General features: G+C 42.7%; 26 protein-coding genes. 19 read left to right on the top strand and 7 right to left on the bottom strand.

From position 1 onward, the window contains the following. Positions 1 to 3: 3 nt before the first annotated feature. Positions 4 to 1,419 (bottom strand): GntP family permease, encoded by a 1,416-nt coding sequence (locus JMY00_RS03255; RefSeq protein WP_201579110.1) that lies wholly within the window; start codon positions 1,417 to 1,419, stop codon positions 4 to 6. 411 nt (positions 1,420 to 1,830) lie between these two features. Between JMY00_RS03255 and JMY00_RS03250 the strand changes: the two genes are divergently transcribed. The 8 genes from JMY00_RS03250 (at position 1,831) to dcd (ending at position 9,553) form a co-directional block, all read left to right on the top strand. Beyond that, the gene (locus JMY00_RS03250; protein ID WP_201579109.1) at positions 1,831 to 3,171 is read left to right on the top strand and encodes a TIGR00366 family protein; all 1,341 of its coding nucleotides are present in this window, start codon (positions 1,831 to 1,833) and stop codon (positions 3,169 to 3,171) included. Between the two features lie 255 nt (positions 3,172 to 3,426). Continuing rightward, complete coding sequence (locus JMY00_RS03245; protein ID WP_201579108.1) at positions 3,427 to 4,140, top strand: CoA transferase subunit A; 714 nt, start codon at positions 3,427 to 3,429, stop codon at positions 4,138 to 4,140. 141 nt (positions 4,141 to 4,281) lie between these two features. Beyond that, on the top strand, positions 4,282 to 4,911 hold the full coding sequence (locus tag JMY00_RS03240; RefSeq protein WP_179798779.1) for a 3-oxoacid CoA-transferase subunit B: 630 nt from the start codon (positions 4,282 to 4,284) through the stop codon (positions 4,909 to 4,911). Positions 4,912 to 4,953: 42 nt separating this feature from the next. Beyond that, the gene (locus tag JMY00_RS03235; RefSeq protein ID WP_201579107.1) at positions 4,954 to 5,754 is read left to right on the top strand and encodes a 3-hydroxybutyrate dehydrogenase; all 801 of its coding nucleotides are present in this window, start codon (positions 4,954 to 4,956) and stop codon (positions 5,752 to 5,754) included. A gap of 196 nt (positions 5,755 to 5,950) precedes the next feature. Next, the gene (gene apbC, locus JMY00_RS03230; RefSeq protein WP_201579106.1) at positions 5,951 to 7,174 is read left to right on the top strand and encodes an iron-sulfur cluster carrier protein ApbC; all 1,224 of its coding nucleotides are present in this window, start codon (positions 5,951 to 5,953) and stop codon (positions 7,172 to 7,174) included. 64 nt (positions 7,175 to 7,238) lie between these two features. After that, positions 7,239 to 7,676, top strand: coding sequence for a hypothetical protein (locus JMY00_RS03225; protein ID WP_201579105.1), 438 nt, complete (start codon positions 7,239 to 7,241; stop codon positions 7,674 to 7,676). Between the two features lie 12 nt (positions 7,677 to 7,688). Then, entirely contained in the window at positions 7,689 to 8,849 is a 1,161-nt protein-coding gene (locus JMY00_RS03220; protein ID WP_201579104.1) for a DUF2804 domain-containing protein, read from the top strand. Positions 8,850 to 8,977: 128 nt separating this feature from the next. After that, positions 8,978 to 9,553: a dCTP deaminase gene (gene dcd / locus JMY00_RS03215; RefSeq protein WP_058024138.1), complete on the top strand. Its 576-nt coding sequence runs from the start codon at positions 8,978 to 8,980 to the stop codon at positions 9,551 to 9,553. Between the two features lie 149 nt (positions 9,554 to 9,702). On the opposite strand, the gene JMY00_RS03210 is transcribed toward dcd, so the two are convergent. Together JMY00_RS03210 and JMY00_RS03205 are read right to left on the bottom strand one after the other, a co-directional pair. Continuing rightward, positions 9,703 to 10,140 carry a ClpXP protease specificity-enhancing factor gene (locus tag JMY00_RS03210; RefSeq protein ID WP_102078541.1) on the bottom strand — a complete coding sequence of 146 codons (438 nt, stop codon included), beginning with the start codon at positions 10,138 to 10,140 and terminating at the stop codon, positions 9,703 to 9,705. A 132-nt stretch (positions 10,141 to 10,272) separates the two neighbouring features. Beyond that, positions 10,273 to 10,887 (bottom strand): glutathione S-transferase N-terminal domain-containing protein, encoded by a 615-nt coding sequence (locus JMY00_RS03205; RefSeq protein WP_058024136.1) that lies wholly within the window; start codon positions 10,885 to 10,887, stop codon positions 10,273 to 10,275. 343 nt (positions 10,888 to 11,230) lie between these two features. Here JMY00_RS03205 and JMY00_RS03200 point away from each other — a divergent pair, with 343 nt between their 5' ends. The 10 genes from JMY00_RS03200 (at position 11,231) to JMY00_RS03155 (ending at position 18,258) form a co-directional block, all read left to right on the top strand. Beyond that, a complete protein-coding gene (locus JMY00_RS03200; protein WP_201579103.1) occupies positions 11,231 to 12,559 on the top strand; it encodes an integrase arm-type DNA-binding domain-containing protein in 1,329 nt (442 codons plus the stop codon). Between the two features lie 124 nt (positions 12,560 to 12,683). Next, entirely contained in the window at positions 12,684 to 13,481 is a 798-nt protein-coding gene (locus JMY00_RS03195) for a hypothetical protein (RefSeq protein WP_201579102.1), read from the top strand. A 143-nt stretch (positions 13,482 to 13,624) separates the two neighbouring features. Next, positions 13,625 to 13,864: a helix-turn-helix domain-containing protein gene (locus JMY00_RS03190; RefSeq protein WP_201569317.1), complete on the top strand. Its 240-nt coding sequence runs from the start codon at positions 13,625 to 13,627 to the stop codon at positions 13,862 to 13,864. A 2-nt stretch (positions 13,865 to 13,866) separates the two neighbouring features. Next, on the top strand, positions 13,867 to 14,100 hold the full coding sequence (locus JMY00_RS03185) for a helix-turn-helix domain-containing protein (RefSeq protein ID WP_201579101.1): 234 nt from the start codon (positions 13,867 to 13,869) through the stop codon (positions 14,098 to 14,100). Beyond that, complete coding sequence (locus JMY00_RS03180; RefSeq protein WP_201579100.1) at positions 14,093 to 14,374, top strand: hypothetical protein; 282 nt, start codon at positions 14,093 to 14,095, stop codon at positions 14,372 to 14,374. Before JMY00_RS03185 ends, JMY00_RS03180 begins: the two co-directional genes overlap by 8 nt. Then, the gene (locus tag JMY00_RS03175; protein WP_201579099.1) at positions 14,361 to 14,561 is read left to right on the top strand and encodes a hypothetical protein; all 201 of its coding nucleotides are present in this window, start codon (positions 14,361 to 14,363) and stop codon (positions 14,559 to 14,561) included. The genes JMY00_RS03180 and JMY00_RS03175 overlap by 14 nt, the downstream gene beginning before the upstream one ends. After that, positions 14,554 to 16,659, top strand: coding sequence for a DUF3987 domain-containing protein (locus JMY00_RS03170; protein WP_201579098.1), 2,106 nt, complete (start codon positions 14,554 to 14,556; stop codon positions 16,657 to 16,659). Before JMY00_RS03175 ends, JMY00_RS03170 begins: the two co-directional genes overlap by 8 nt. Positions 16,660 to 17,516: 857 nt before the next feature. Further along, positions 17,517 to 17,813 carry a hypothetical protein gene (locus tag JMY00_RS03165; RefSeq protein ID WP_201579097.1) on the top strand — a complete coding sequence of 99 codons (297 nt, stop codon included), beginning with the start codon at positions 17,517 to 17,519 and terminating at the stop codon, positions 17,811 to 17,813. Beyond that, positions 17,806 to 18,045 carry a hypothetical protein gene (locus JMY00_RS03160; RefSeq protein ID WP_201579096.1) on the top strand — a complete coding sequence of 80 codons (240 nt, stop codon included), beginning with the start codon at positions 17,806 to 17,808 and terminating at the stop codon, positions 18,043 to 18,045. Before JMY00_RS03165 ends, JMY00_RS03160 begins: the two co-directional genes overlap by 8 nt. Positions 18,046 to 18,048: 3 nt before the next feature. Further along, positions 18,049 to 18,258, top strand: coding sequence for a hypothetical protein (locus JMY00_RS03155; RefSeq protein WP_201579095.1), 210 nt, complete (start codon positions 18,049 to 18,051; stop codon positions 18,256 to 18,258). Between the two features lie 214 nt (positions 18,259 to 18,472). Here the strand turns inward: JMY00_RS03155 and JMY00_RS03150 are convergent, their stop codons facing one another. From JMY00_RS03150 to JMY00_RS03135, 4 genes are all read right to left on the bottom strand, one after another. Continuing rightward, positions 18,473 to 19,189 carry a cytochrome c1 gene (locus tag JMY00_RS03150; protein WP_201579094.1) on the bottom strand — a complete coding sequence of 239 codons (717 nt, stop codon included), beginning with the start codon at positions 19,187 to 19,189 and terminating at the stop codon, positions 18,473 to 18,475. Continuing rightward, complete coding sequence (locus JMY00_RS03145; RefSeq protein WP_178379291.1) at positions 19,189 to 20,394, bottom strand: cytochrome bc complex cytochrome b subunit; 1,206 nt, start codon at positions 20,392 to 20,394, stop codon at positions 19,189 to 19,191. The genes JMY00_RS03150 and JMY00_RS03145 overlap by 1 nt, the downstream gene beginning before the upstream one ends. 22 nt (positions 20,395 to 20,416) lie before the next feature. Next, the gene (gene petA / locus JMY00_RS03140) at positions 20,417 to 21,001 is read right to left on the bottom strand and encodes a ubiquinol-cytochrome c reductase iron-sulfur subunit (protein WP_057759305.1); all 585 of its coding nucleotides are present in this window, start codon (positions 20,999 to 21,001) and stop codon (positions 20,417 to 20,419) included. Positions 21,002 to 21,522: 521 nt separating this feature from the next. Continuing rightward, a complete protein-coding gene (locus tag JMY00_RS03135) occupies positions 21,523 to 23,466 on the bottom strand; it encodes an ATP-binding cassette domain-containing protein (RefSeq protein ID WP_201579093.1) in 1,944 nt (647 codons plus the stop codon). A 240-nt stretch (positions 23,467 to 23,706) separates the two neighbouring features. On the opposite strand from JMY00_RS03135, the gene JMY00_RS03130 reads away from it, so the two are divergent. After that, positions 23,707 to 23,964, top strand: a complete 258-nt coding sequence (locus tag JMY00_RS03130) for a SlyX family protein (protein WP_201579092.1) — start codon at positions 23,707 to 23,709, stop codon at positions 23,962 to 23,964. The last annotated feature ends 106 nt before the right edge of the window (positions 23,965 to 24,070 follow it).

Genomic DNA, 24,070 nt, shown 5'->3' with positions numbered 1-24,070 from the left:
AGCTTAGAATGAACCGAACATCGTACCTAAAATAATCACAGCGACTACAGCGACCAATGGAATGACCATCGTAACCATCGCCAAATTTAAATAAGATTGCTTATGGGTCAGACCACAAATCGCTAGCAAGGTGATGACCGCGCCACTGTGCGGAAGCGTATCAAGACCACCTGCCGCCATAACGGCTACGCGGTGCATCAGCTCAGGGTCGATACCCGCATTGACGGCCATGCGCAGATAGTCTTCACCTAATGTCGACAGCGCAATACTCAAACCGCCAGACGATGAGCCTGTGATACCAGCAAGCGTGGTCATCGCGACGGCTTCTGAGATCAGAGGGTTGTCAGGGGTAAGGTTTAAAATGCTATCACGAATGATAAGGAAGCCTGCGAGCGACGCGATAACTGCACCGTAACCCACTTCTGATGCCGTGTTAAAAATAGGCAACATCGAATCATAAGTACCACGGTTAATGGTTTTTTGTAGATTATTCCAATGTCCGATACGCAGCAGAATTAACACCACACAAGCCACGACCAACGAGATAATAATTGACCATAACCCAAGTGAGCCTGCGATATTCAATTCTGGGAACTGAGTTTGTAGACTGCTGAAATCTATCGACGGGAATACCACATAGGTCAATATAGCGTTCAAACCAATGACCAATACCAGCGGAATCATCGCAACGGTAAAGGAAGTTTGATGCGTGCTTAATACCTCAACGTCTTTTGCAGCCGCTCCAACGCCGCCTACATCCTCTTCATCATGCTGACCATAGCCTTCGCCCGCTGCATTTGCTTTCCTCGCACGTGACTGAAGCCACAACCAACCACAGATAAACATGATCGTACCGCCAATGATACCCAAAATAGGCGCGGCAAATACGTTGGTGTTGTAGTAAGGAATGGGAATAGCGTTCTGAATGGCTGGCGTGCCCGGTAATGCAGTCATCGTAAACGTAAATGACCCTAGGGCAATCGCTGCTGGAATCAAACGTTTTGGGATATCGGCTGCTCTAAACAAGTCTTTGGCGATTGGATAAATAGCAAAAGCCACAACGAACAACGAGACGCCACCATAAGTCAAAATGGCACAGACTAAAATCACCGCAAGTATGGCTTTGCTGGCACCGAGCTTTTCGACGACGGTATTGGCAATGGCAGTTGCTGCGCCAGAGTCAGCCATCAAACGCCCAAACAATGCCCCTAGCAAGAATATAGGAAAAAACTTGAGTAAGAATCCACTTAACGCGCCCATAAAGACATCGGTATAAGCGGGGATGGTATTTAAGAAGTCACCTGATAGTAAGACTGCTAGCGTCGCCATAATCGGTGCTAAAATCAGCACAGAGTAACCGCGATAAGCAAAAAACATGAGTAATAATAGGGTGATGACAATCGCAAATGTACTAAACATGATAGCCCTCCTTGGCAAAAAAAATAAGGCAGCGAGTATGCCGTGCTTATCCATATAGGTCAATAAAATTAATCAAAACAGGTCTATTTCGTCTGTTTTATCAAACATAAATCTAGACTCATGCGCTATCCATCATTAATATCTTACCGATCTATATACTGCACAGCGTTGACTCACATGCGCTGATGGTTATTTTCTAGTCGCTACGAAAATAATATGTTAAGTTAGCACAAGTGTTTCATGCATGATATAGCGATATAAAATGTATTGTTATGGGTGACAATATAAAATACAATGTTTTCCATTTATTAGGTGCAGTAAACAGTAATTGCTCTCAAATATGATAATCGTTCAACATAGCTCTAACTATAATTTTTAAAACCAAACATTAAATTTACAAGGAATGTGAATATGTTTAGTGCCATCACCAATATAAGCGTGCAGTTAGTTAACCGCTATCTACCATCCCCATTCGTATTTTCGATCGTTTTAACCCTTATCGCGTTTGCGGTGGGACTGGCTATTACTGGCCAAGATATGATTGCGATGGCAGGGCATTGGGGCAATGGACTGTGGTCACTGCATAGCTTTGCCATGCAAATGGCGTTGGTCCTAGTGACAGGCTATGCCTTTGCCAGTGCGCCATTCATTCAACGCTTATTGGACAATCTGGCTAGTCGTGTTCACTCTCCTACGACCGCCATTATCGTATCAACATTGGTGGGATTGGTTGGTTCATGGATAAACTGGGGTTTCGGTCTGATCATCGGGGCTATCTTTGCAAAGGCACTGGCAAAAAAAGTGGCCAACGTCGACTATCCGCTATTGGTCGCTGCCGCGTATTCAGGCTTTGTGATTTGGCATGGCGGTTTTTCAGGTTCGATACCACTGACGCTCAGCTCTGGCGGTGATACGCTACTGACACTGTCAGGCAACACTATGACCGAAGCGGTGCCTTTATCACAGACGGTATTTGCAGGCTACAACATGCTGCTAGTAGGTTTGCTTATCGTTATTTTGCCACTCGTCAATCGCTTTATGCATCCTAAAAACCCTACAGTTATTGATCCTAAATTGATCAAAGAAGAGATTTACGTCGCGCCCCAAAGAGATACGCCTGCACAAAAGCTAGATGATAGCCGTATTATCGCTGTCATCTTATTGGCCTTAGCACTGATGTACTATATCAGCGAGTTTGGTAGTAACGGTTTTAACTTAGGGCTGAATATTGTCATTGGGCTATTCTTGTTCATAGGTTTGCTATCGCATGGCACGCTAGAGCGTTATTATCGTGCTGTACACTCAGGTATCGGTGGCATCACAGGTATTGTGTTATTGTTCCCGTTCTACGGCGGCATCATGGGCATCATGACGGGAGCAAATGCGGATGGCATCTCTATCAGTACCCAAGTGACCGAATTTTTTGTCAATTCCGCTTCCGCAGACAGCTTTCCGATCTTTGCATTTTTAAGTGCTGGCTTGGTCAACGTCTTTGTGCCGTCGGGCGGTGGACAGTTTGCAGTACAGGGCCCTGTTATGATTCCTGCTGGTATTGAGCTAGGTGTCAGTCCAGCCATTACTGCGATGGCGATTGCGTGGGGTGACGCATGGACCAACATGATTCAACCATTTTGGGCTCTGCCATTGTTAGGTATCGCAGGTTTGGATGCGCGAGCCATTATGGGTTACTGTCTGATAGTGTTAGCTGTATCTGGTGCCATTATCATGAGCGTGTTTTGGCTATTGGTATAGTCATTCCACTATAAAAGTATTACTGCGTTAACCTCGCTTGAAGAATTTAATATACATCTACACTCAGTTGCCTTGTACTATTTTTAAATTGAATTGACTATACAAGGTTATAACGCGCAAAAGAAAAACAAGCATAATGAGTTTTTGCTGTTGAGTTTTATTAAAAGCAACAATCAAACGGATAATTGAGACACTTAATTCAGCATTAGGTTATGCACGGATTAAAAATATAAATAACAGTCATAGGAGACAAGCATGAGTCAATCAAAAGTATATAGCAGTGCCGAAGAAGCGCTAAAAGGCGTCGTTAGTGATGGGCAAACGCTCGCAATCGGTGGCTTCGGTCTATGCGGTATTCCAGAAGCATTAATCGAAGCCCTGCGTGATAGCAAAGTTAAAGAGCTGACTTGTATCAGTAATAACGCTGGTGTCGATGACTTCGGCCTTGGTCTGCTACTACAGACCCGCCAAATCAAAAAAATGATTTCATCGTATGTGGGCGAAAACAAAGAGTTCGAACGCCAGTACTTGGCAGGCGAGTTAGAAGTTGAGCTAACCCCGCAAGGTACATTGGCCGAAAAGCTACGCTCAGGTGGTGCGGGTATTCCTGCATTCTATACAGCGACTGGTGTGGGCACATTAGTTGCCGAAGGTAAAGAAACGCGTGATTTTGATGGTCGTACTTATGTATTAGAGCATTCACTGCGTGCGGATGTGGCACTCATCAAAGCACAGAAGGCTGATAAAGCCGGTAACTTGATATTTAATAAGACCGCTCGCAACTTCAACCCAGACTGCGCGATGGCCGGTAAAATCACGATCGTTGAAGTCGAAGAGATTGTAGAGACGGGTACATTTGATCCAGATGAAGTGCATTTACCGGGTATCTTCGTTCAGCGTATTGTATTGAATGCTAGCCCTGAGAAACGTATCGAAAAGACCACGACTAAAGCTGTAGAAGGCGCGTAAATAAAAACGTGGTTGACGCTTAATCGTACGTGAAATCAATAGTTAATTTTAGATGGATAATAGTTTAGACAGTCAATTGATTCGATAACTGGCTGTCTAAACGAATAAAAATAGAATATCGCAAAAAATAAGGAAATCAGCATGGCATGGACAAGAGAACAAATGGCGCAGCGCGCGGCAAAAGAGCTACAAGACGGCTATTACGTCAACTTGGGCATTGGTCTACCAACGCTAGTCGCTAACTATATTCCTGAAGGCGTAGACGTATGGCTACAATCAGAGAATGGCTTGTTGGGTATTGGTGAGTTCCCTACAGCAGATGCCGTCGATGCAGACTTGATTAATGCGGGCAAGCAAACCGTGACTGCAGAAGCAGGGGCCAGTTATTTTAGTAGTTCAGAGTCCTTTTCGATGATTCGCGGCGGTCATGTCAACTTGGCGATATTGGGCGCGATGGAAGTCTCAGAAAAAGGTGACCTTGCTAACTGGATGATTCCCAAAAAAATGGTCAAAGGTATGGGCGGTGCGATGGATTTGGTCGCAGGCGTACAGCGCGTGATTGTATTGATGGAACAGGTCAATAAGCATGGCGATCCAAAAATCTTAGCCAACTGTGAGCTACCATTGACGGGCAAAGGCGTGGTTGATCGTATCATTACTGAGCTTGCCGTATTAGATGTTACTGACAGTGGCCTAAAATTGGTTGAATTAGCAGATGGTGTTAGCTTTGACGAGTTACAAGAAAAAACGCCAGTCAGTATTGCTCAATAGGATTTATCTTCTGATATTTATAGATCATAATAAGGAACCTATATGGCCACCCAATTACAGCAGGATTTGACAGGCAAAGTAGCATTGGTCACTGGCTCTGCAAGTGGTATCGGACGTGACATCGCTGAAACTTATGCAAAAGCAGGCGCAGCGGTTGGTATTGCTGATATTAATCTCGAAGTAGCACAAAAGACGGTTGATGCTATTGAAGCTGCTGGTGGGCGTGCTCTGGCGATTGCTATGGATGTTACCTCAGAAGATGCGGTAAACGATGGTGTACAACAGCTAGTTGATACTTTTGGCAGTATTGATATTTTGGTTTCTAATGCTGGTATTCAGATCATCGACCCTATTGATAAAATGGCGTTTAGCGATTGGAAAAAAATGCTTAATATCCACTTAGATGGCGCTTTTTTGACCACTAAAGCAGCGATTAAGCACATGTATAAAGGCGATAAGGGCGGCACAGTTATTTATATGGGCTCTGCGCACTCGCATGAGGCCTCATTATACAAAGCCCCTTACGTGACTGCTAAGCATGGACTACTAGGACTGTGCCGTGTGTTAGCCAAAGAAGGTGCAGCGCACAAGGTACGTTCGCATGTGATTTGCCCAGGATTTGTCAAAACGCCATTGGTAGAAAAACAAATCCCAGAGCAAGCAGCTGAAAAGGGCATCAGTGAAGAGTCGGTTATTAACGATATTATGCTGGTCAATACCGTAGATAAAGAGTTTACGACAGTAGAAGATATTGCCCAATTGGCGCTATTTTTAGCGGCTTTCCCAACCAATGTATTCACTGGACAATCTATCGTTGCCAGTCATGGTTGGTTTATGAATTAATATATATGCCATTTGCATATACCACAGCGTCAGACCTACTGGCGTTGTGGTTTTTTTATGCGTCCAATTCAGCTACACTGTCACGATAGAAGGTTTGGCTAATATACTCATTAACGCTATCAGCTGTAAGATACGCAATGAGACGACTTGAGCGATTTGCCAGATCTACCCACTTGTATAGGCCATAATAGTAGCTATGTTTAACTTTATGAAGAAAAAAACCACAAAAACCGAAACGCCTCAGCAGCAGGCAGAGCGTGATAGTGCCGTCGACAAAGTCTTACTTGGATATGAGATAGGTGCCGTCAGTATTGCCACGATGGTCACAGGGCTTGAGCGTGATGGCGAAGCACTTACGTTAGACCTGCGTTTGCCAAAAGATAGCAATCCTGAAGTTATCCAGCAGGAGCTTGGACAGTTGCTACATCCACACGGTATTACCACGATTCATATGAACGTGCGTCTGCCTGCGCCAGAAAAGGGTTCAGGCTCAAGCTTACCAAAGCAGATGCCAAAGACAACCAATGCGATGGACTCCCAACCTTCATCTGGCGCTAATAACAACGCTAGTAGCACTAACGTTGAGCCACCGATTACTAAAGCGGCACCGACACAAGCATCGCTAGCAGCGCATCCTCGTATTCGTCATATTATTGTCGTGGCATCAGGTAAAGGCGGTGTTGGTAAATCGACAACGACGGTCAATATCGCTTTAGCACTACAAAAGCTTGGCAACCGAGTTGGTGTGCTGGATGCCGATATCTATGGTCCTAGTATGCCAACGATGCTAGGCGTTGCTGATGTGAAGCCGCAACTAGAAAACGAGCAGTTCGTGCCAGTTGATGCTCATGGTATGGCAATGCTTTCTATCGGTAGCTTACTTGATGGAGATAATACGCCGGTTGCATGGCGTGGACCAAAAGCCACAGGTGCATTGATGCAGCTATACAATCAAACCAACTGGCCGCAGCTAGACTATCTAGTGATTGATATGCCACCAGGTACGGGTGATATACAGCTGACATTGGCGCAGCGTATTCCAGTCACAGGTGCTGTCATTGTCACGACACCGCAGCATGTTGCCTTACTCGATGCGCAAAAAGGCGTTGAGATGTTTAACAAGACCAATATTCCTGTGCTTGGCGTGGTTGAAAACATGGCGCTACATACGTGTAGCAACTGTAATCATACCGAAGCAATCTTTGGTACGGGTGGCGGTGAGTTTATCGCTGAGCAGTATCAGGTACCGCTATTGGGTCAGCTACCACTTGCCAGTGGCATTCGTGCACAAGTTGATAAAGGTGTGCCAAGCGTCTTAGCTGATGATGAGTTTGCACAGTATTATCTAGATATTGCCAAAAACATCGAAACCAATATCAATAAATTTGCAAAGCCTGTCGATGATAAGCGGATTTTTTGATGATGGAGAAGTAGCCTAAGCTGGCGACTTTTAAAGTGAATGTATTGTCTAAAAAGAGGATATCTTGAACTTATCTATTTATCAAAGCCATTTAGACAATACTCCCAAGCAGTATAGAGTCTTACGATTATTTCGCCCACCGATATACATCATTGAACTCTCAAACAATCAGTTGATTGCCGTTTGCTACTATAAAGATGGCAGTAGCAAACGCTATCAGATTAATGCTGACTTTAGCAATCGCCGAATGGTAATTGCCGATTTTAACAAATTCACAAAAGCTCTCGCTGAGCTGTTAAAAAAGTGTCCAAGACACTTTTTATGGGTGAGTGCGCTTGCATCAATCAATGTTACAGAAACACTAGCAGATGGATTAACCAATATTGAAGTTAAGGTGATAACTGAAGCATTTTTTGTGGGTGCTGTACAGGCAAGAAGAAGGATTTCACATAGCACCGTGAGCTATCAAGGACAGATAGTACCTTTAGAAAAATTTGGCTAGGATGCCGATATCATGAATAAAAGCCACGATAAACCGTATACTGCCGCCAACTTAAAACTGGCAAATCTCGAATATCTTATCCAATATGGTCAGCCTATTTTTGGCATCTTTGCTCACGTCAAAAATATCAATTATTTGGACTATCACAGCCATCTCATTTCACAAAAATCCTTACCTAACTGGCGTAAAGAACTAAAAGCCAACCAATTCTGCTTCATTCAGATACTCCAACCCCCGTATCGAGTGTGCCTCGCGCTCGCAACGATTAAGCTTGCGACTAGTGCTTTCGTTTACATTTATAATGAGGATACTCAGCAGCTGGAAGTCTGTGAGGCGCTACAGCCTTTGACGCATCATACGCACTTAGACGGTGATGGTTATCAAGGGCAGATGGCATTTACACATACAAAGCTCAGCGTCACCTTGGATTTTAGTCCTGCTCAGATAAATATTGCGCTCGACAGTCAGTATGTTGCAATAACGGCAGCGTTAGCACGAAGCGCACAACCGTTAGCCATATGTACGCCGACTGGTAGGCGTGGCTGGACGTTTACGCAAAAAGAGCCGTTGACCGCACTATCTGGGCATTTGCTCATTAAAGCCAAGTCGAAATTTCATACTGATGCTCCTGATGCTCAACCTCAAAAAATAACTTTCACCGATGCTACTATTGCCAATCTAGATTGGACGCTCGGCTATATGCGTCATGAGACCAATTGGTTTTGGAGCTGTATCACTAGCTATTTGTCAGATGGTCGTCACTTTTTGCTCAATCTGTCTATGGGTGTCAATGAGACAGGAGTCAGTGAAAATGCTTGCTGGCTTGACGGGCAGATATTCTATTTACCACCCGTTATGTTTGCTCGTGAGGGTTCAAGTATTCGATCAAATCAGCCAAATAGTCTTAAGCCAAGTATAGAAGGCGTAGAAACTGACGCTAGCATTTCAGAGCCATGGCGTATCTATCATCAAAATCTTGGTTGGAGCAATGTCGATATTGATTTGAGCTTTACACCGATTATCGTCTATAAAAAGACCGATAATTTTGGTGTGATAGCCAGTATCTTTGAGCAGTGGATAGGTTTTTATAGTGGTGAAATTCGAATAAGAGATGAAGTTATTAGGCTTGATAATGTCATGGGGCTCGCAGAAGATCATTTTGCCAAATGGTAGCTTCTAAGACATAACATGGGAATAAATGAGATTAATGGCTGTATTCAGTTTTAAGTAGCCGCTCCTCTATAAATCTAGCCATCAATTCCGTATAATCGTCGCTATTAAATATTTGCTAAGGAACAACAATGTCTATTAAGTCTGACCGCTGGATTCGTAAAATGGCCGAAGAGCACGGCATGATTGAACCGTATGAGCCAGGTCAAGTACGCTTTAATGATGCAGGCGAGCGTTTGGTTAGCTACGGCACCTCAAGCTACGGTTATGATGTGCGCTGTGCTCCTGAATTTAAAGTTTTTACCAACGTACATTCAGTGGTCGTTGATCCTAAAAACTTCGATGATAAAAGTTTTATTGATATCGTTGGTGATGAGTGCATTATTCCACCGAACTCGTTTGCTTTAGCTCGTACTATGGAGTACTTCCGTATTCCGCGTGATGTATTGACTATTTGCCTAGGTAAATCGACTTACGCGCGCTGCGGTATTATTGTCAACGTGACACCGCTTGAGCCTGAGTGGGAAGGGCACGTCACTTTAGAATTTAGTAATACCACCAATCTGCCAGCTCGTATTTATGCTGGCGAAGGTGTGGCACAAATGCTGTTCTTCCAAAGTGATGCTGATGATGTCTGTGAAACCAGTTATAAAGACCGCGGTGGCAAATACCAAGGTCAACGCGGTGTGACACTGCCAAGAACCTAATCAGTAAGGGCTTGGAAAGAGCTTATAAGTCATCTAAAGCTGATAAGCCCTTAGACAGACAATAAAAAAAGCTAGTCATATTAAATATGGCTAGCTTTTTTATTGTGTTAAAGAGAACTGGTCTAAGGTTCTATTTACTTCCAGAATTTTTATTTTAGGACCTTTAAACCCGCTTTATTATCGCGCTTTGGTTTAGGTGCTTTAGCAGGACTGTTGTTAGACATTGGTGCTGAGTCGTCTTCTGGCTGATAGTTGTCATACTCTTTTGGATCAAAGAACATCCCTTGCGAGTTCTCTTTAGCATAAATCCCCATCACCGCAGTAAGTGGTACCCAGATTTCTTGTGATACACCACCGAAGCGCGCACTAAAATGAATATAGTCATTTTCCATACTCATGTTACCAGTAGCACGGCTGGCGATATTTAATACGATACGACCGTCTTGCACATGCTCGGTTGGTATTTGCACATTGTCAGCGGTAGCATCGACCATCAAGTATGGTGTTAGAGCGTTGTCTTCTATCCATTGATATAGTGCGCGTACCATATAAGGACGGGTAGGTGTAATAGAGGTGGTTTCGCTCATCTAATGATTTCCTATACTAATAATTTTTAATAATGAAAAATATCTCGTTTAGCAATTTATCAAATGACAGATGCTAATTAACGTCTATCTTATTTATACTTTATTTTAGGACAGCTTTTGATACTTGTCTAATCAACGCACGCTTTTTTGGAAGCTACTACGCTCAAACACTCTCGTTTGGTATTCAAACAATGGACGGCTAATGGCACGCGGCAGCTCAATCCCCATCTCGTCTAATCGCCATAATAGTGGCGCTAATAACACGTCACACCAGCCAAACTCATCAGCCATAAAATAAGGCTTATGAGCGAACAGCGGTGATAGAGTAATCAACGAATCACTAAGCTGTTTTTTGGCAACGGCAGCCTGTGCTTTGTTAAAGCTGTCTGGATGCGTCAGCAAGCGCTTGCCAAGTACTAACCAATCACGCTGAATGCGCCAAGCCAGTTGGCGAAACTGTGCACGCTCTTGCGGTGTCTCAGGGAGCAGTTTATTTGTATGATAGCGCTCTTCAAGATACTCAAAAATGACGTTAATCTCATAAAGCGCAATCTCACGCTGTTGTAATACAGGCAAGGTGTGATAAGGGTTTAGCTCAGTCAAATCTTCAGGGCGCTCAGAATGTAAGCGAGACAAATAGTAAGCGAGCTTTTTTTCTTCAAGTAATAGGCGTACCACATGACTGTCGTAGCCGTCATCAGCATACAAAATTAGCTGACTACTTGGAATGTCATTCGCATCAATCATGAAAGCCTAATGTTAATAGTGAAGGTTGTCATCGTAAACAAACTCGCAACGTTTATCAAGGTAGAGTACGTAAACATTAGCGCTGAGCGACTTATTTTCCGGATTATCTAGTATTTACACTCTATATCAAGGCACAAAAAAGCACTACCGAAGTAATGCTATTTTCATAATGCATGGTTTAACTTGATAAAACGATAGACAACAAAATTATCCCTAAAACCCTTTATTTTATTGATGTATAGCGATTTTAGATATATGATGTACTACAACGTACAACATTATTCTATAATATAAAACATTCCAAATGGCTACCAAGGTGGCTACCAGATTAAGGGATAGGAAAATGGTTAGAAAGGAGGTTAGCACCGATACCCAGATCAAACGGGCAATCAAAGAAGCCGTGCAAGCTGACAAAGCAGTTAGTTACCCTATAGCTGGCTATAAAGGCTTAGAGATACGCATAAGACCGCATAAAGAAGGTGCAGACGCTACCGCCGATTTTAGACACCGTTACACTCACCCTATCACCAGCAAACGCCCTTACATGACGCTAGGACAATACCCAGCGTTAAGCCTTGCTGATGCTAGACAATATCACAGCGACAACATGCAATTGCTAGCTAAAGATATAGACCCAATAGAGCATAGAGAAAGTGAAAAACAAAAGCAGATAACCGACCGCCAAAACACCTTAAACTATTTCATCAACGAATGGCGCGATATTCAAGCCAGCAAAAACCTAAATAAACGTACTATCAAAAATCTTGAGGAGTTAGTAAGACCGATTGAAAGCCAATTAGGGCAGATGAAAGTAACAGACATAACCCCCAGTCTAGTCATCAAGTTTATTAATAACATTCAAAAAACCAACACCTATAAAGGATTGAGGGTAAGAACGTTATTAAAGAGTATCTTACAGATTGCTAAGGCTCATATGGTGATCGAATATAACCCAGCAAGTGATCTAGTTGGAACGCTCAAAGCACATAAGGCTAAACATCGCCCAGCGCTCAGTAATGATGTCACCGCTTTTGCCAAACTGCTAAACGATATTGACCAGTTAGACGATGCAACCCAGTTATTTAACAAGCGTGTCTTACAGCTATTGGCTTTAACCTTTACTCGAGTAGGCGATCTATGCGCGATGCGATGGACTGATATTAATTGGCTCAAAAAGCAATGGCAGTTTAAGCCACAAAAGGCAGGCAATAGGGGCGACATGGTAGCAAGTCTAGTAATACCACTAGCACCGCAAGCCATAGCCATATTAGAGCAGATGCAACCTTTAACAGGTGATAGCGATTATGTATTTCATAACCCAAGACGCAAAAAAGAGCCTTACCATCATACGCAAGCAATCAACAAAGTATTAAACAGTGACTTGATGAATGACGGACAAGGCTATAAAGGCATTCATAGCCCCCACGGTTTTAGAAGTACAGCAAAAACTATGCTAATGGAACGGCTAGGCTATGACGAACTAATCACCGAACTGGCACTAGGTCACCGCATGCTTAACGCTTATGGCACTGCATACAATCGTATGACTGGACTAGATCAAAGAGCTGCAATGATGGACGACTGGGCAAACTACCTAGACGACATAAAAGCTGGCAAGTTTGATAATGTTATTCATGCTGATTTTAAACAACAAGCACAAAAGCAGGGCTAAGACGCTGCTACAATGACCATGCAAGGCTAGGACTAATTACCCGAACGCCAGCCATTTCATGCCTTAGGCTGGCATGCCTTGCACCTATTTTTATTAAGGTATGAATGACAGGTAAGGCATGACGATGAAATATCGTAGTAGAGTAAATATAGATGGGTATTACAAAATTATTAAAGATAATATTCCTGAAATGAGTATTGGTTTTAATGCATGGTCATTAGTCATAAGTTATGTATCAGACTCGTTTCAATACCATAAGCTTTATCTAGGTACGATTGACAGATTAGAAAAAAAGCATAAAGAAAACGTTGAGATTATTTTTACTAAATCTTTAAATATGTTAATCAATGATTTTTATGACGGTTTAGATGATGATTTAGATACTGAGATTAACAATGCTCTTATAGACCTTATGAAATCTGGCACAACTACCGGTCAAGATATAGCAAATTTACTTCATGACATTACTTCTAATTCAGTAATATACGCTTTTGATGAATTAGAGAAAAACATACCTGAACCTTATGCGTTGAAATACATGGTTCAAGATATGATTATTTTACTATTCGGTCTTTTATGCTTTAAAAACGATGTATTAATTCCTACTGGCTCTGCAGCATTAAATATATTTTCAAAAGGGTATAACAAATTACTTTATATTGGAGATGCAGATTTTGACTGGCTTATAGAGTCTAAAATATCTATACAGAATAAAGAGAAAGCCAATAACCGCTGGTCAAAGCACAATCAAACTAGACCTGAAAAAAAGAAACGATATCTACAGATCATGGACGAACAGAACTTCACTACTTTTGCAGACACAGCCGAATATATAAAACAGAACATTGAAACAGAAAAAACCCCATCTTATGACACTATCAAACGATGGTTAAGCCAAGCCAGCAAAGGCGATTTTTCATAACCTATCATACTGTGGTATGCAGGCATACAACACGCTATGCAGGCATACCATGCGCTATACACGCATAAATATTCCTTACAACGCCTACCTACAATAGCATGTCCTTAACGACTTCAATCCATAACCGTTAAGGAGTTAAGGCAATGCCTAACACTACCCACGCAGCACCCACCAACAAGCTAAATCTAGCTTATCTATTAGCGAACCCAAAAGAGCTTTATCAGGTTAAGCAAATAGCCGATGTATTCCAAAAACACCCCGAAACGATTAGACGCTGGATCAAAGCTGGCACGATAACAAAGCCGTTATCTATCAATGGCGTTTACTACTTCAAAGGTAGCGACATTGTGGACTATCTAAACGCTACTAATGAGGGGGCTTAATCATGGATAAGCTAAAACGCAGCCAAAACCAAATAATCAAAGATCATCTTTTGACTGGTCAATCAATCACACGCTGGCAAGCTATCGAACTTTATAGAATAGCCACGCTACCCACTCGAATAAATCAGTTAGAAAATAAAGGCCTAACCATACAGCGCAAGCGAGTAGATAAAGACGGCAAACACTGGAACGTCTATTGGATTGATATTGACAATGAGGTGACCAGCCATGAGTAAAGACGATCTTATAAATGAAGTAATGAACAGTCTAAAAGAGCAAGGTTATTTAATGATAACTGATGACTTTATAGACCATTTAATCATTACCTTACACGCCAATGTGACAGCCATTAATAGCCTGATTGAGATAGTAGAAGTAGAAAATAAACTACTAGCTTTACGCTGTGCAATACCGACAGGCAGCCGACAAGTGGACTCACTGAAAGGGCTATCCACACGTATAGCAGAAATAGCTTTTAACGTTGAGGGGGTAAGAGATGAGCAAAGATAACAAAGCCAACCTAAGAGCCAACCACGGGCAGCACAGCGACAGCCAGCCCCACAAACTTAGCTTACTATTTAGATTTATGAAGTTTATATCATGGGTTATAGTCATCGGTTTATTACTATCACCGCTGGCTTGCACTGTACAAATAATTGATGATATTAAAGAGCAGCAAGGGGGCAATGATGAGTAACACAGACAAAGAAAAGCCCCAAGCTGATGACAAGGGGCTTCACACTTTACTAGGCAGTACAAAGCAAACTACAGATAAGATTATAGCAAATGATGAGGTATTAACCAGTCTTATAGCACTAGGTCAAGGCGATAGAATAAGACAGTTTGATGATACTTTTAGTGTAGCAGGTGAATTTATTAACACCGCTGGCAAGGTGGCTATGATACTAAGTGACAATATGCACCAGCCAGCCAACATAGGCATTTACACGCCTAACAGTGATAAACCTATAGAGGTAACAGACCCAAACCAGCCCAGTGCTTTTATTATTGGCAGTCTTAACCTAGATAGCGACTGGTATGCAGTAAAGAGCCTTACTGAGGGGATAGAACTATATAGGCAGCTAGGCAGCCAAGGGCTAAACGTCACTATCCTAGTGAGTATTAACCCTTTTCATTTTAATAATATGGTCAAGCATTTTGCTGAGGTTAAGCAAGTTATCGTTACTGCTACCATAGATAAAAAAGATGAGATCACAAAGCCACTGCTAGGGGTAAACGTCAAAGCTATTATTACTACTTTTGACTTGCTGCTATCGTTTGATAATCACCAGACGCTTAATGATGTTTTGAGCGAGCCTGACACGATCATCATAGACTTACTAGCTGAGGCATGGGGGCAATTAGGCGATATTGCAGACCAATCCAGTAAAGCAACCCCCTACCCAGTAGAGGCATGGGGAAACGAGGGGCAAATACTAAGAGAGGCTTTAACGGCTATCACCTATCATGCACAAGTGCAGCCAGCAATGGCAGGTCAATGCATGCTAGGGGCTTTAGGTACTATTATTCAGCAATATATAAACGCCCCTTATGCTTTAGGTGATAAGTTTATGCCAGTATCGCTATTTTTACTCACTGAGGGCGACAGTGGCAGCGGTAAAAGTCGGACGGTAGGCTTTACTCATAAAGAGCTATTTACTTATCAAAACGACAAGCGCAAAGAATACAGAACCTTGCTAGATGAATGGCTTGCACAAAAAGCCAGCATGCCAAAAAAAGATTTAGAGCTATGGTTACTGGAAAACCCCAAGCCTAAGCAAACGATACTTTTGGTTAAGTCTGGCACGATCCAAGGCTTTTTAGACAATATGCTGATCGGTAATACCACTGATATAGCATGGTCAACAGCTGAGGCAGCCCTATTTTTAAGCGGTCATAGCTTAACCAGTGACACCGCTAAAAGTAACATTAGCCAGCTATGTGATATATGGAGTGACGGCTCATTTGATAGACTGCTATCACCTCGATATGACACCATAGAGCAAAACAGCATGAATGGGGTTAGGTTCACTTTAGACTTGCAAGGGCAGCCACCAGTTATCGCACCAGCGTTAAATGATGAGGCTATGAATGGTCAAGGCTTACTACCTCGTTTTCTGTTTGCCTTTCCTGACAATATGAACGGTCAAATCGTTTATAACACTGATGAAAGGTTAGATGCTAAGCCAGACAATGACCCAAGATTGCAGGCTTACTGGCAACGATGCCGAACACTGCTAGACCCTATTGCTGATAGTATAGATAGAGATAGCGAGGGTAATATTATCCGCTTTAATATGCCCTTTAAGGATAGGCAGGCAAGGCAAGCACTAGCCAACTATCAAACCGATAAAGAAAGCCAGTTATGCAAAGGCGGTAAGTTAGAGAAATATGCCAGTTATGCCAGACGCTTGCATGAGAACACCAGCCGTATCGCCTCAATACTCGCTTACTTTAATGGCAGACGCTTTATATCAGCTGATGACATACATAGAGCATCAAAATTGACTGACTATTCTATAAGCGAGCGTATGCGATACACTGACAAGCCCCAAGCTGGTGATAATGACACTCAAAAGCTAATCAGCTGGCTGGTGAATTACTGCAATAGGCAGTCTGTTAAATGTCTGGCTTATTCAACGGCTCAAAGCAAGGTTACCCCTAAGCACTTACGGCAAAAGCATAACTTTGAGTTGATAGCTGAGGTATTAGAAAGCGAGGGTTATATCAAGATCATAGCCAATGGCAGGGCTAGAACCATACAGGTAAGACCTGAGTTATTAGAGGCTAGATAAGGGAAAGCTAGGAAAATAGGAAAACGACAGCTAGAACGCTTACCATGCATGCACTAGCCAGCTTTCCTAATTATCAACTCACTAGGCAAGTGGGGAAAGTGAACGGCTAACCAGCTGCTAACTTTCCTTATTTGCCTTTTTAACTTTATAAGGGGAAAACACTATAAGCCATACATACCAAGGCTTTAACAATCTACTTTCCTACTTTCCCCATTTTCCCCACTCATGCCATTCTCATAATTATTTAATCTACTACTGCAGTCAAAACTAACAAAGCATAAGATTATATTTATTCATGCTATTATCATAAAGATGAATTTAGCTAATGATTTAGATAACAGTTAGAGATTAAACATGCCAGCACTTGCTACAACTCACAGCTTAAATAACTATCCTAGACTGAGTATAACTAGCTATCGTGAACAGTTGAGGCAGACAGAGAAAGCAAACAAGATTGACCTTGCATATTCATATCGTGGCAAGTCATACCGCTACACTGTGCAGCTAACCACTACAGCGACCCATTACGGTGGCTCACGTTATTGGTTCAGTTTTCCATCATGCAGCAAGCGAGTATCAGTATTATATTGCGCTGGTGCTTACGTCTGCAGACATTGCATAGGGGCGAATTATGGCAGTCAGTTGCAGCAACCCATTGACCGTGTATTCAGTCGCATAGCAGCGATTAGAGCACGTTTAGGGTGGCAGCAAGGCGTTATTCATGGCATAGGTGTAAAGCCTCGCTACATGCACTTAAAGACGTTTGATAGGTTGGTAAATGAGCATGACCGACTTAGTGCTGAGGTATGGCAATCAACCCTTGATAAACTAAATTGCACAAGATAAGAGGTGAGTAAATGCGATTACCTGACTTAAACGACTTAATGCAAGATTTACAGCTCGCTAAACAAATGGCAATCAATGACCAAAACCCAAACGCTTTAGTTATTGCCACAATCGCACAAGCTAAGTTACTAGGACTCGATAAGCCGATCAAAGACGTTACGCCAAACCATGAGGTTAAGTCAGGCTTAGGACATTTTTATAATAGAGAACCTGAGCCAATAATGGATTATTCAAAACTGAGTGATGATGAATTGCGACAGCTACAAGCAATCACGATCAAAGCGCAAAAGGTTATAGATTATGATTGATTTAACACTTGATGACTTACTCGAACAGTTAGAACAGGCACGGCAAATGGCGATAGAGGAACGCAAGCCCACCGCCATGATACAAGCCACTGTTACGACAGCAAAGCTACTAGGACTCGATAAGCCAGTGATTAAAGACGTTAATGCTGATGACGTGCAGTCAATTAGCGACCTGATGAATGATTTGTCATCTGAGCAAGCAGCAATAACCTATAAAAATATTATGGGGTAGAGAATGAGTATTGACGACCTGATGACAGAATTAGATGATGCTAGATTGACCGCCAAAGCCAATGGGCAAGCGTCTGCTATGGTAACAGCGACAATGAGCAAAGCTAAATTGCTGGGGCTAGATAAAGGCAATAATGATACTGGTAATGATGTGCAGCCAGTTAAAATTATTATTCAAACGGTTGACGCTCGCAAGCCTGACAGGGTGTGTTAGTTTTTGGACATGTTAAAACCTGACAAAACCGTACATGAAATAAAATAATTAGCGGCTACCAATACCCAAAAATTAAAACTATTGGCTACCAAAACGGCTACCAAATCAATTCGTATTATTTTTAAATCTATTTAAATCAAATGCTTAAGGCAATAAAAAAGCACTACCGAAGTAGTGCCTTTTTTATTTCTAAAAACTAACTGCTGACTATGACTTATTTGACATCTTTCCAGAATTCTTTATTCAATAAGTAAACTGGGATGAGCAGTACTAATAAGAATAGAATTACAAAGAAACCAATTACTTGACGGTCATGACGAGCAGGTTCACCCATCCACGCCATGAAGTTAACCAAGTCACCAACTTCAGATTCAAACTCTTCTTGGCTCAACTCTTCTTGCATATTATGCAATACGTGAGGCATCGCTGCATTGGCCAGTACTAAGTTGTTTGCACCCCAAGGACGGCTTGGATCTTCATAGAACGATAGTAGGTAAGTATATACCCAATCATCGCCACGTAGACGTGTCTCAAGTGATAGATCAGGAGGCGCTGCGCCAAACCAAGACGCTTGAATCTCAGGATCGATTTCAGCAGTAATGTGGTCACCGATTTGATCGGTAGTAACCATCAAATACTTTTCAACCAACTCAGGCGGTATCTCTAAATCTTTCGCAATGCGTGAGTGACGAACATACTTAGCTGAGTGACATCCAGCACAGTAGTTCATAAAGATTTTTGCACCGTTTTGTAGCGAGCCCTTATTGGTAAAATCAATAGGGGCAGTACTACAAGCCAAATGCTCGTCAACACCTTCAGCGTTGGTAAACGTACCACATCCACCACCACCAGCTGCCATTGCCGTACCAGCAGTCAACGTCAATGCCGCGCCTAAGCCTAGACCAGCTAGGGATTTAATTAGCGTGCTCATTAGTGACCTCCGGTAACGCGTTCTGGTGGCTGTTTACACTTCTCAATGGCAGTGTAGAACGGCATCAGTAAGAAAAACAAGAAATATAGAATCGTGAATACACGAGCCATGATAGTTGCCGTTGGGGTAGCAGGTGTCGCACCCAAGTAGCCCAATACAACAAAGCTAATAGCAAATACAGTAAGCGCGATTTTAGACAAGATACCTTTGTAACGCATAGAGCGTACAGGCGATCTATCAAGCCATGGAATCAAGAACAATACAGCAATTGCAGCACCCATTGCGATAACACCACCAAGCTTATCAGGAACAGCACGCAAGATAGCGTAGAAAGGCGTGTAGTACCATACTGGTGCAATATGCGCTGGTGTTTTCAGTGAGTTCGCTGTCTCAAAGTTTGGTGGCTCAAGGAAGAAACCGCCGCCTTCTGGGAAGAAGAATACCACTGCAAAGAAACAGATAAAGAATACTACGATACCAACCATGTCATGCACGGTGTAGTACGGATGGAATTCGATACCGTCTAAAGGCACACCATTTTTGTCTTTTAGCTTTTTGATGTCGATGCCATCAGGGTTGTTCGAACCCACATGGTGCAACGCCACAATATGCATAAATACTAGGCCCACGAGTACTAATGGAATAGCAACAACGTGTAGAGCAAAGAAACGGTTTAGAGTAATACCAGAGATGATATAGTCACCACGTACCCATTCAGCAAGGCCATCACCAATAACAGGTAGCGCTGCAGGTAAGTTCAAGATAACCTGTGCACCCCAGAATGACATGTTGCCCCAAGGTAGTAGGTAACCGAAGAAACCTTCTGCCATAAGTGCTAGGTAGATACCCATACCGATGAGCCAGATAAGCTCACGAGGTTTTTGGTATGAACCGTATAGCAAGGCGCGGAACATATGCAGGTATACAACGACGAAAAACGCAGATGCGCCGGTTGAGTGCATATAGCGAATGAGCCAACCACCTTTTACGTCACGCATGATGTATTCAACAGACGCAAATGCCCCTTCGGCACTTGGGTTGTACATCATCGTAAGCCATATACCAGTCACCAATTGGTTAACCAGTACAATCATTGATAGCACGCCAAAGAAGTACCAAAAGTTAAAGTTCTTTGGTGCGTAGTACTTTGACATATGGTATTCATAGGTTTCGGTCGCTGGAAAACGCGCGTCCACCCAATGCATTAACTTTTTACCCATACTCATATTAAGCCTCCCCAACCGTCAAGATGGTACCATCCATACCATATTCTGGAACGGGTAAATTAAGTGGTGCAGGGACGCCGCTATACACGCGACCTGCTAAGTCATATTTTGACCCGTGACACGGACAGAAAAATCCGCCGTACCAATCATTACCACCTAAATCCACCGCGCCCACATCAGGACGGTAGTTTGGTGCACAGCCCAAATGTGTGCAAACGCCTTCGACAACCAATACGGTTGGATCTAAAGAGCGAGTAGGATTTTTGCAATATTCAGGTTGTAGAGACGCATCAGACTCAGGATCAGATAATAGAGGTTTAACTGACTCTAGTCCTGCAACCATGTCTTCGGTGCGCTTAACCACATAAATAGGTTTACCACGGTATTTGACGACGATCATTTGTCCATCTTCGATAGAACCAATATCTTGGGTCACTGCAGCCCCTGCAGCCTCAGCTTTAGCGCTTGGGTACCAAGAACGGACAAAAGGTGTCGCCACGGCAGCTACCCCAGCTGCACCAATCGCGGCAGTTGAGGCAATAAGAACTCTACGGCGTTGTACATTAACGCCTTCGGCTTGGCTCATTAATACTTCCTCCAGGTGAATGAAATGGGATTATCCCACACTGGGTTTGTGGCTTAGAAAATATACAATATCAAGCCACTTTAGCTGTGCCTAATTTTGCTAATTGTTGCTATTCTAAGCTATTTCGGTGATAAAATAAATTATTGTGTTAAAAATAAAGCAACCTCAATAGGACATATTAGAAGGTTGAATATGATAATCAAACCAAAACAGTTGGATTATCAACGTTTAACGCTAACTTTGCTTTAACAAGGATTATGATGTGATGACCTTATAAATAATAAGGATTTTCAGCAATAGCGAATGATACTTGAAATTAAGGTAATGTTCACTAACTTTCACCATCTAACTACTTTGTAAGTTGCTGTAAAACAAATATCACCACTCTATATAATAAAGTGGTGATGTCTTCATAATAATTAATAATGTTTTGTCAGACTATCAGAAACTAGTTTATCGAAATACGCAATGCAAAGTACATATGCGATATTCTAATAAATGTGGCTAGAGAACTGCCATTATTAGCCTTCAAGCTCACTCCAACGTTCAAGCTTGTGCATCATCTCATCTTCAATGGTTAGGAGACGCTCACTAGCAGCTGTCGCCGCATCAAAGTCAGTATTGAACCAAGAGCCATCGGCCAGCTTTTCTTGCAATTGAGCTTGTTCTGCTTCGAGTGCAGCGATTTCTTTTGGCAAGTTATCCAGTTCGCGTTGATCATTATAATTTAGCTTTTTGGCTGCCTTATTTGGCTTCGCTGCTGCGCCAGACTTGTTTGTCGCTTTATTACTAGCTGCATTGTTGGCAGGTGCTTTGGCGGCACGGGATGCTTCTTCGCGGTTCTTTTGTACGAGGTACTCTTGATAACCACCTACATACTCACTAACAGTGCCTTTGCCATCTTCATCTTCGCCAAACACCCACGTAGAGGTAACGACGTTGTCCATGAATGAGCGATCATGACTGATCAGCAAAATCGTACCACCAAAGCTGGCGACTGACTCTTCTAATAGCTCAAGTGTTGCCATATCCAAATCGTTGGTTGGCTCATCGAGTACCAAAATATTGGCAGGTTTTAATAACTGCTTGGCAAGTAGTACTCGGTTACGCTCACCACCAGACAGTGCTTTGACAGGTGTACGTGCACGCTCTGGTGCAAATAAGAAATCTTGCAAGTAGCTCATGATGTGCGTCTTACGGCCACCAACTTCGACAAAGTCAGAGCCTTCCGAAACGTTTTGCGCAACGCTCGCTTCAAGATCCAATTGATCACGCAACTGATCGAAGAATGCAATTTTCAGATTAGTACCTAATTCGACACTACCAGACTTAGTGACTTCGTCATCAGACATGTCGAGTAGGGCTTTAATAAGCGTAGTTTTGCCGGCACCGTTAGGGCCGACAATACCAATCTTATCGCCACGCATAATAGTAGTCGTAAAATCATCTACCAAGACGTTGCCGTCATATTCAAGATGTAAGTTTTTGACTTTACAGACAAGCTTGCCGCTTTTCTCGCCTTGGCCCATGGTGATGTTTACATTGCCCACTTGCTCACGGCGATCGCTGCGCTCTTCACGTAAGGCCTTTAGTTCACGTACACGGCCTTCGTTACGGGTACGACGGGCTTTGATACCTTGACGAATCCAAACTTCTTCTTGTGCCAGTTTTTTATCAAAGTTGGCATTGTTCTTTTCTTCAGCTTGTAACTGTAGCTCTTTTAGCTCTTGATAGCGCGCGTAGCCACCTTCGCCTTGTGTCACGTCATAGCTGGTCAATTGGCCACGGTCAAGCTCAATAATGCGAGTCGATAGTTTATTGACGAATGCTCTATCATGAGTCACGAACAACAACGTCAGGCCTTGCCAGTCAAGCAAAAAGCGCTCTAACCATTCGATACTTTCAACATCCAAATGGTTGGTTGGCTCATCTAGTAGTAGCACATCAGGCTTAGTAACTAGCGCCCGAGCAAGTAACACGCGGCGTTTACGACCACCAGATAGAGATGATAAGTCATCTTCTGGATTAAGGCCCATGGTCGTAATCAGACGCATGGCATCGCGCTCCAAGTCCCAACCATGCACCGCATCGATATCATGCTGTAGGGTCGCCATGTGCTCACAGGCATCCATATCGCCATTCGCGCACATATCGACTTGCTTATTATAGTTAATGAGCAAATCAGCCGTACGACGACTACCGCCCATAACGATGTCTAATATGCGACCGCTGGTCTCGGGAACGTCTTGCTCTAGCATCGCTACACGCATGCTACTGTTGGTAATAATCTCGCCACTGTCAGGCTGCAATGAGCCATTGATCAGTTTAAACAAAGTGGATTTACCTTCGCCGTTGCGGCCAATCAAGCACACACGCTCGCCTGTATTGATAGAAAAATCAATACCATCAAGAACAGGCGCGACGCCAAAGGCTAAGTGAATGTCTTTTAAATGAATCAGTGCCATAGAGTATCTTAAGCTTATATAATAGTGAGGTAGGGGTTGTTGCAAAATTGCCTGCAGTATAACATGCCACCGCATCACTGTAGTGGGAGTAAATAGTTTTATCAGTACTATTTATTGCTTTTACTAATGGATGCTATTTAACGACTATTATTATAGATTTATCTCTAATCTACAGTACTCCTTGAACCCCTTAATAATCCATTCTTTCACTTTAATACTTACTATGATCTAGAGAAAAATATGAACCAATCTAAAACTACAACCGATACTTCTACAGTGCAAGATGATCTGCAAGCCCAAGTAATCGATTTGCAAATGAGCCTCGCGCATCTTGAAGTGACCGTCGAACGACTGGATGACGTAATCACGCGACAAGACAGAGATATTCATACGCTGCAACGTCAACTACAGCTGATTTATAAACAGATTGAAGGTCAAGATACGGAAAGCGGTATTGCACCATTTGATGTAATGGCAGACAGACCGCCACATTATTAATGAGTAGAATTTGGAAAGAAAGCATCTAATAGCGGAAGATATATACGTATTTTTATATATAGATACTGTCTGATGACTATGTGGTCATAACATAGAAATAATGTGT

Origin of the sequence: Psychrobacter sp. Pi2-52 (assembly GCF_904846705.1) — a bacterium.
In the GTDB taxonomy this organism is placed as follows: domain Bacteria; phylum Pseudomonadota; class Gammaproteobacteria; order Pseudomonadales; family Moraxellaceae; genus Psychrobacter.
Note: the sequence above shows the minus strand (reverse complement) of the source record. Positions and strands in the feature narration are given on the sequence as shown.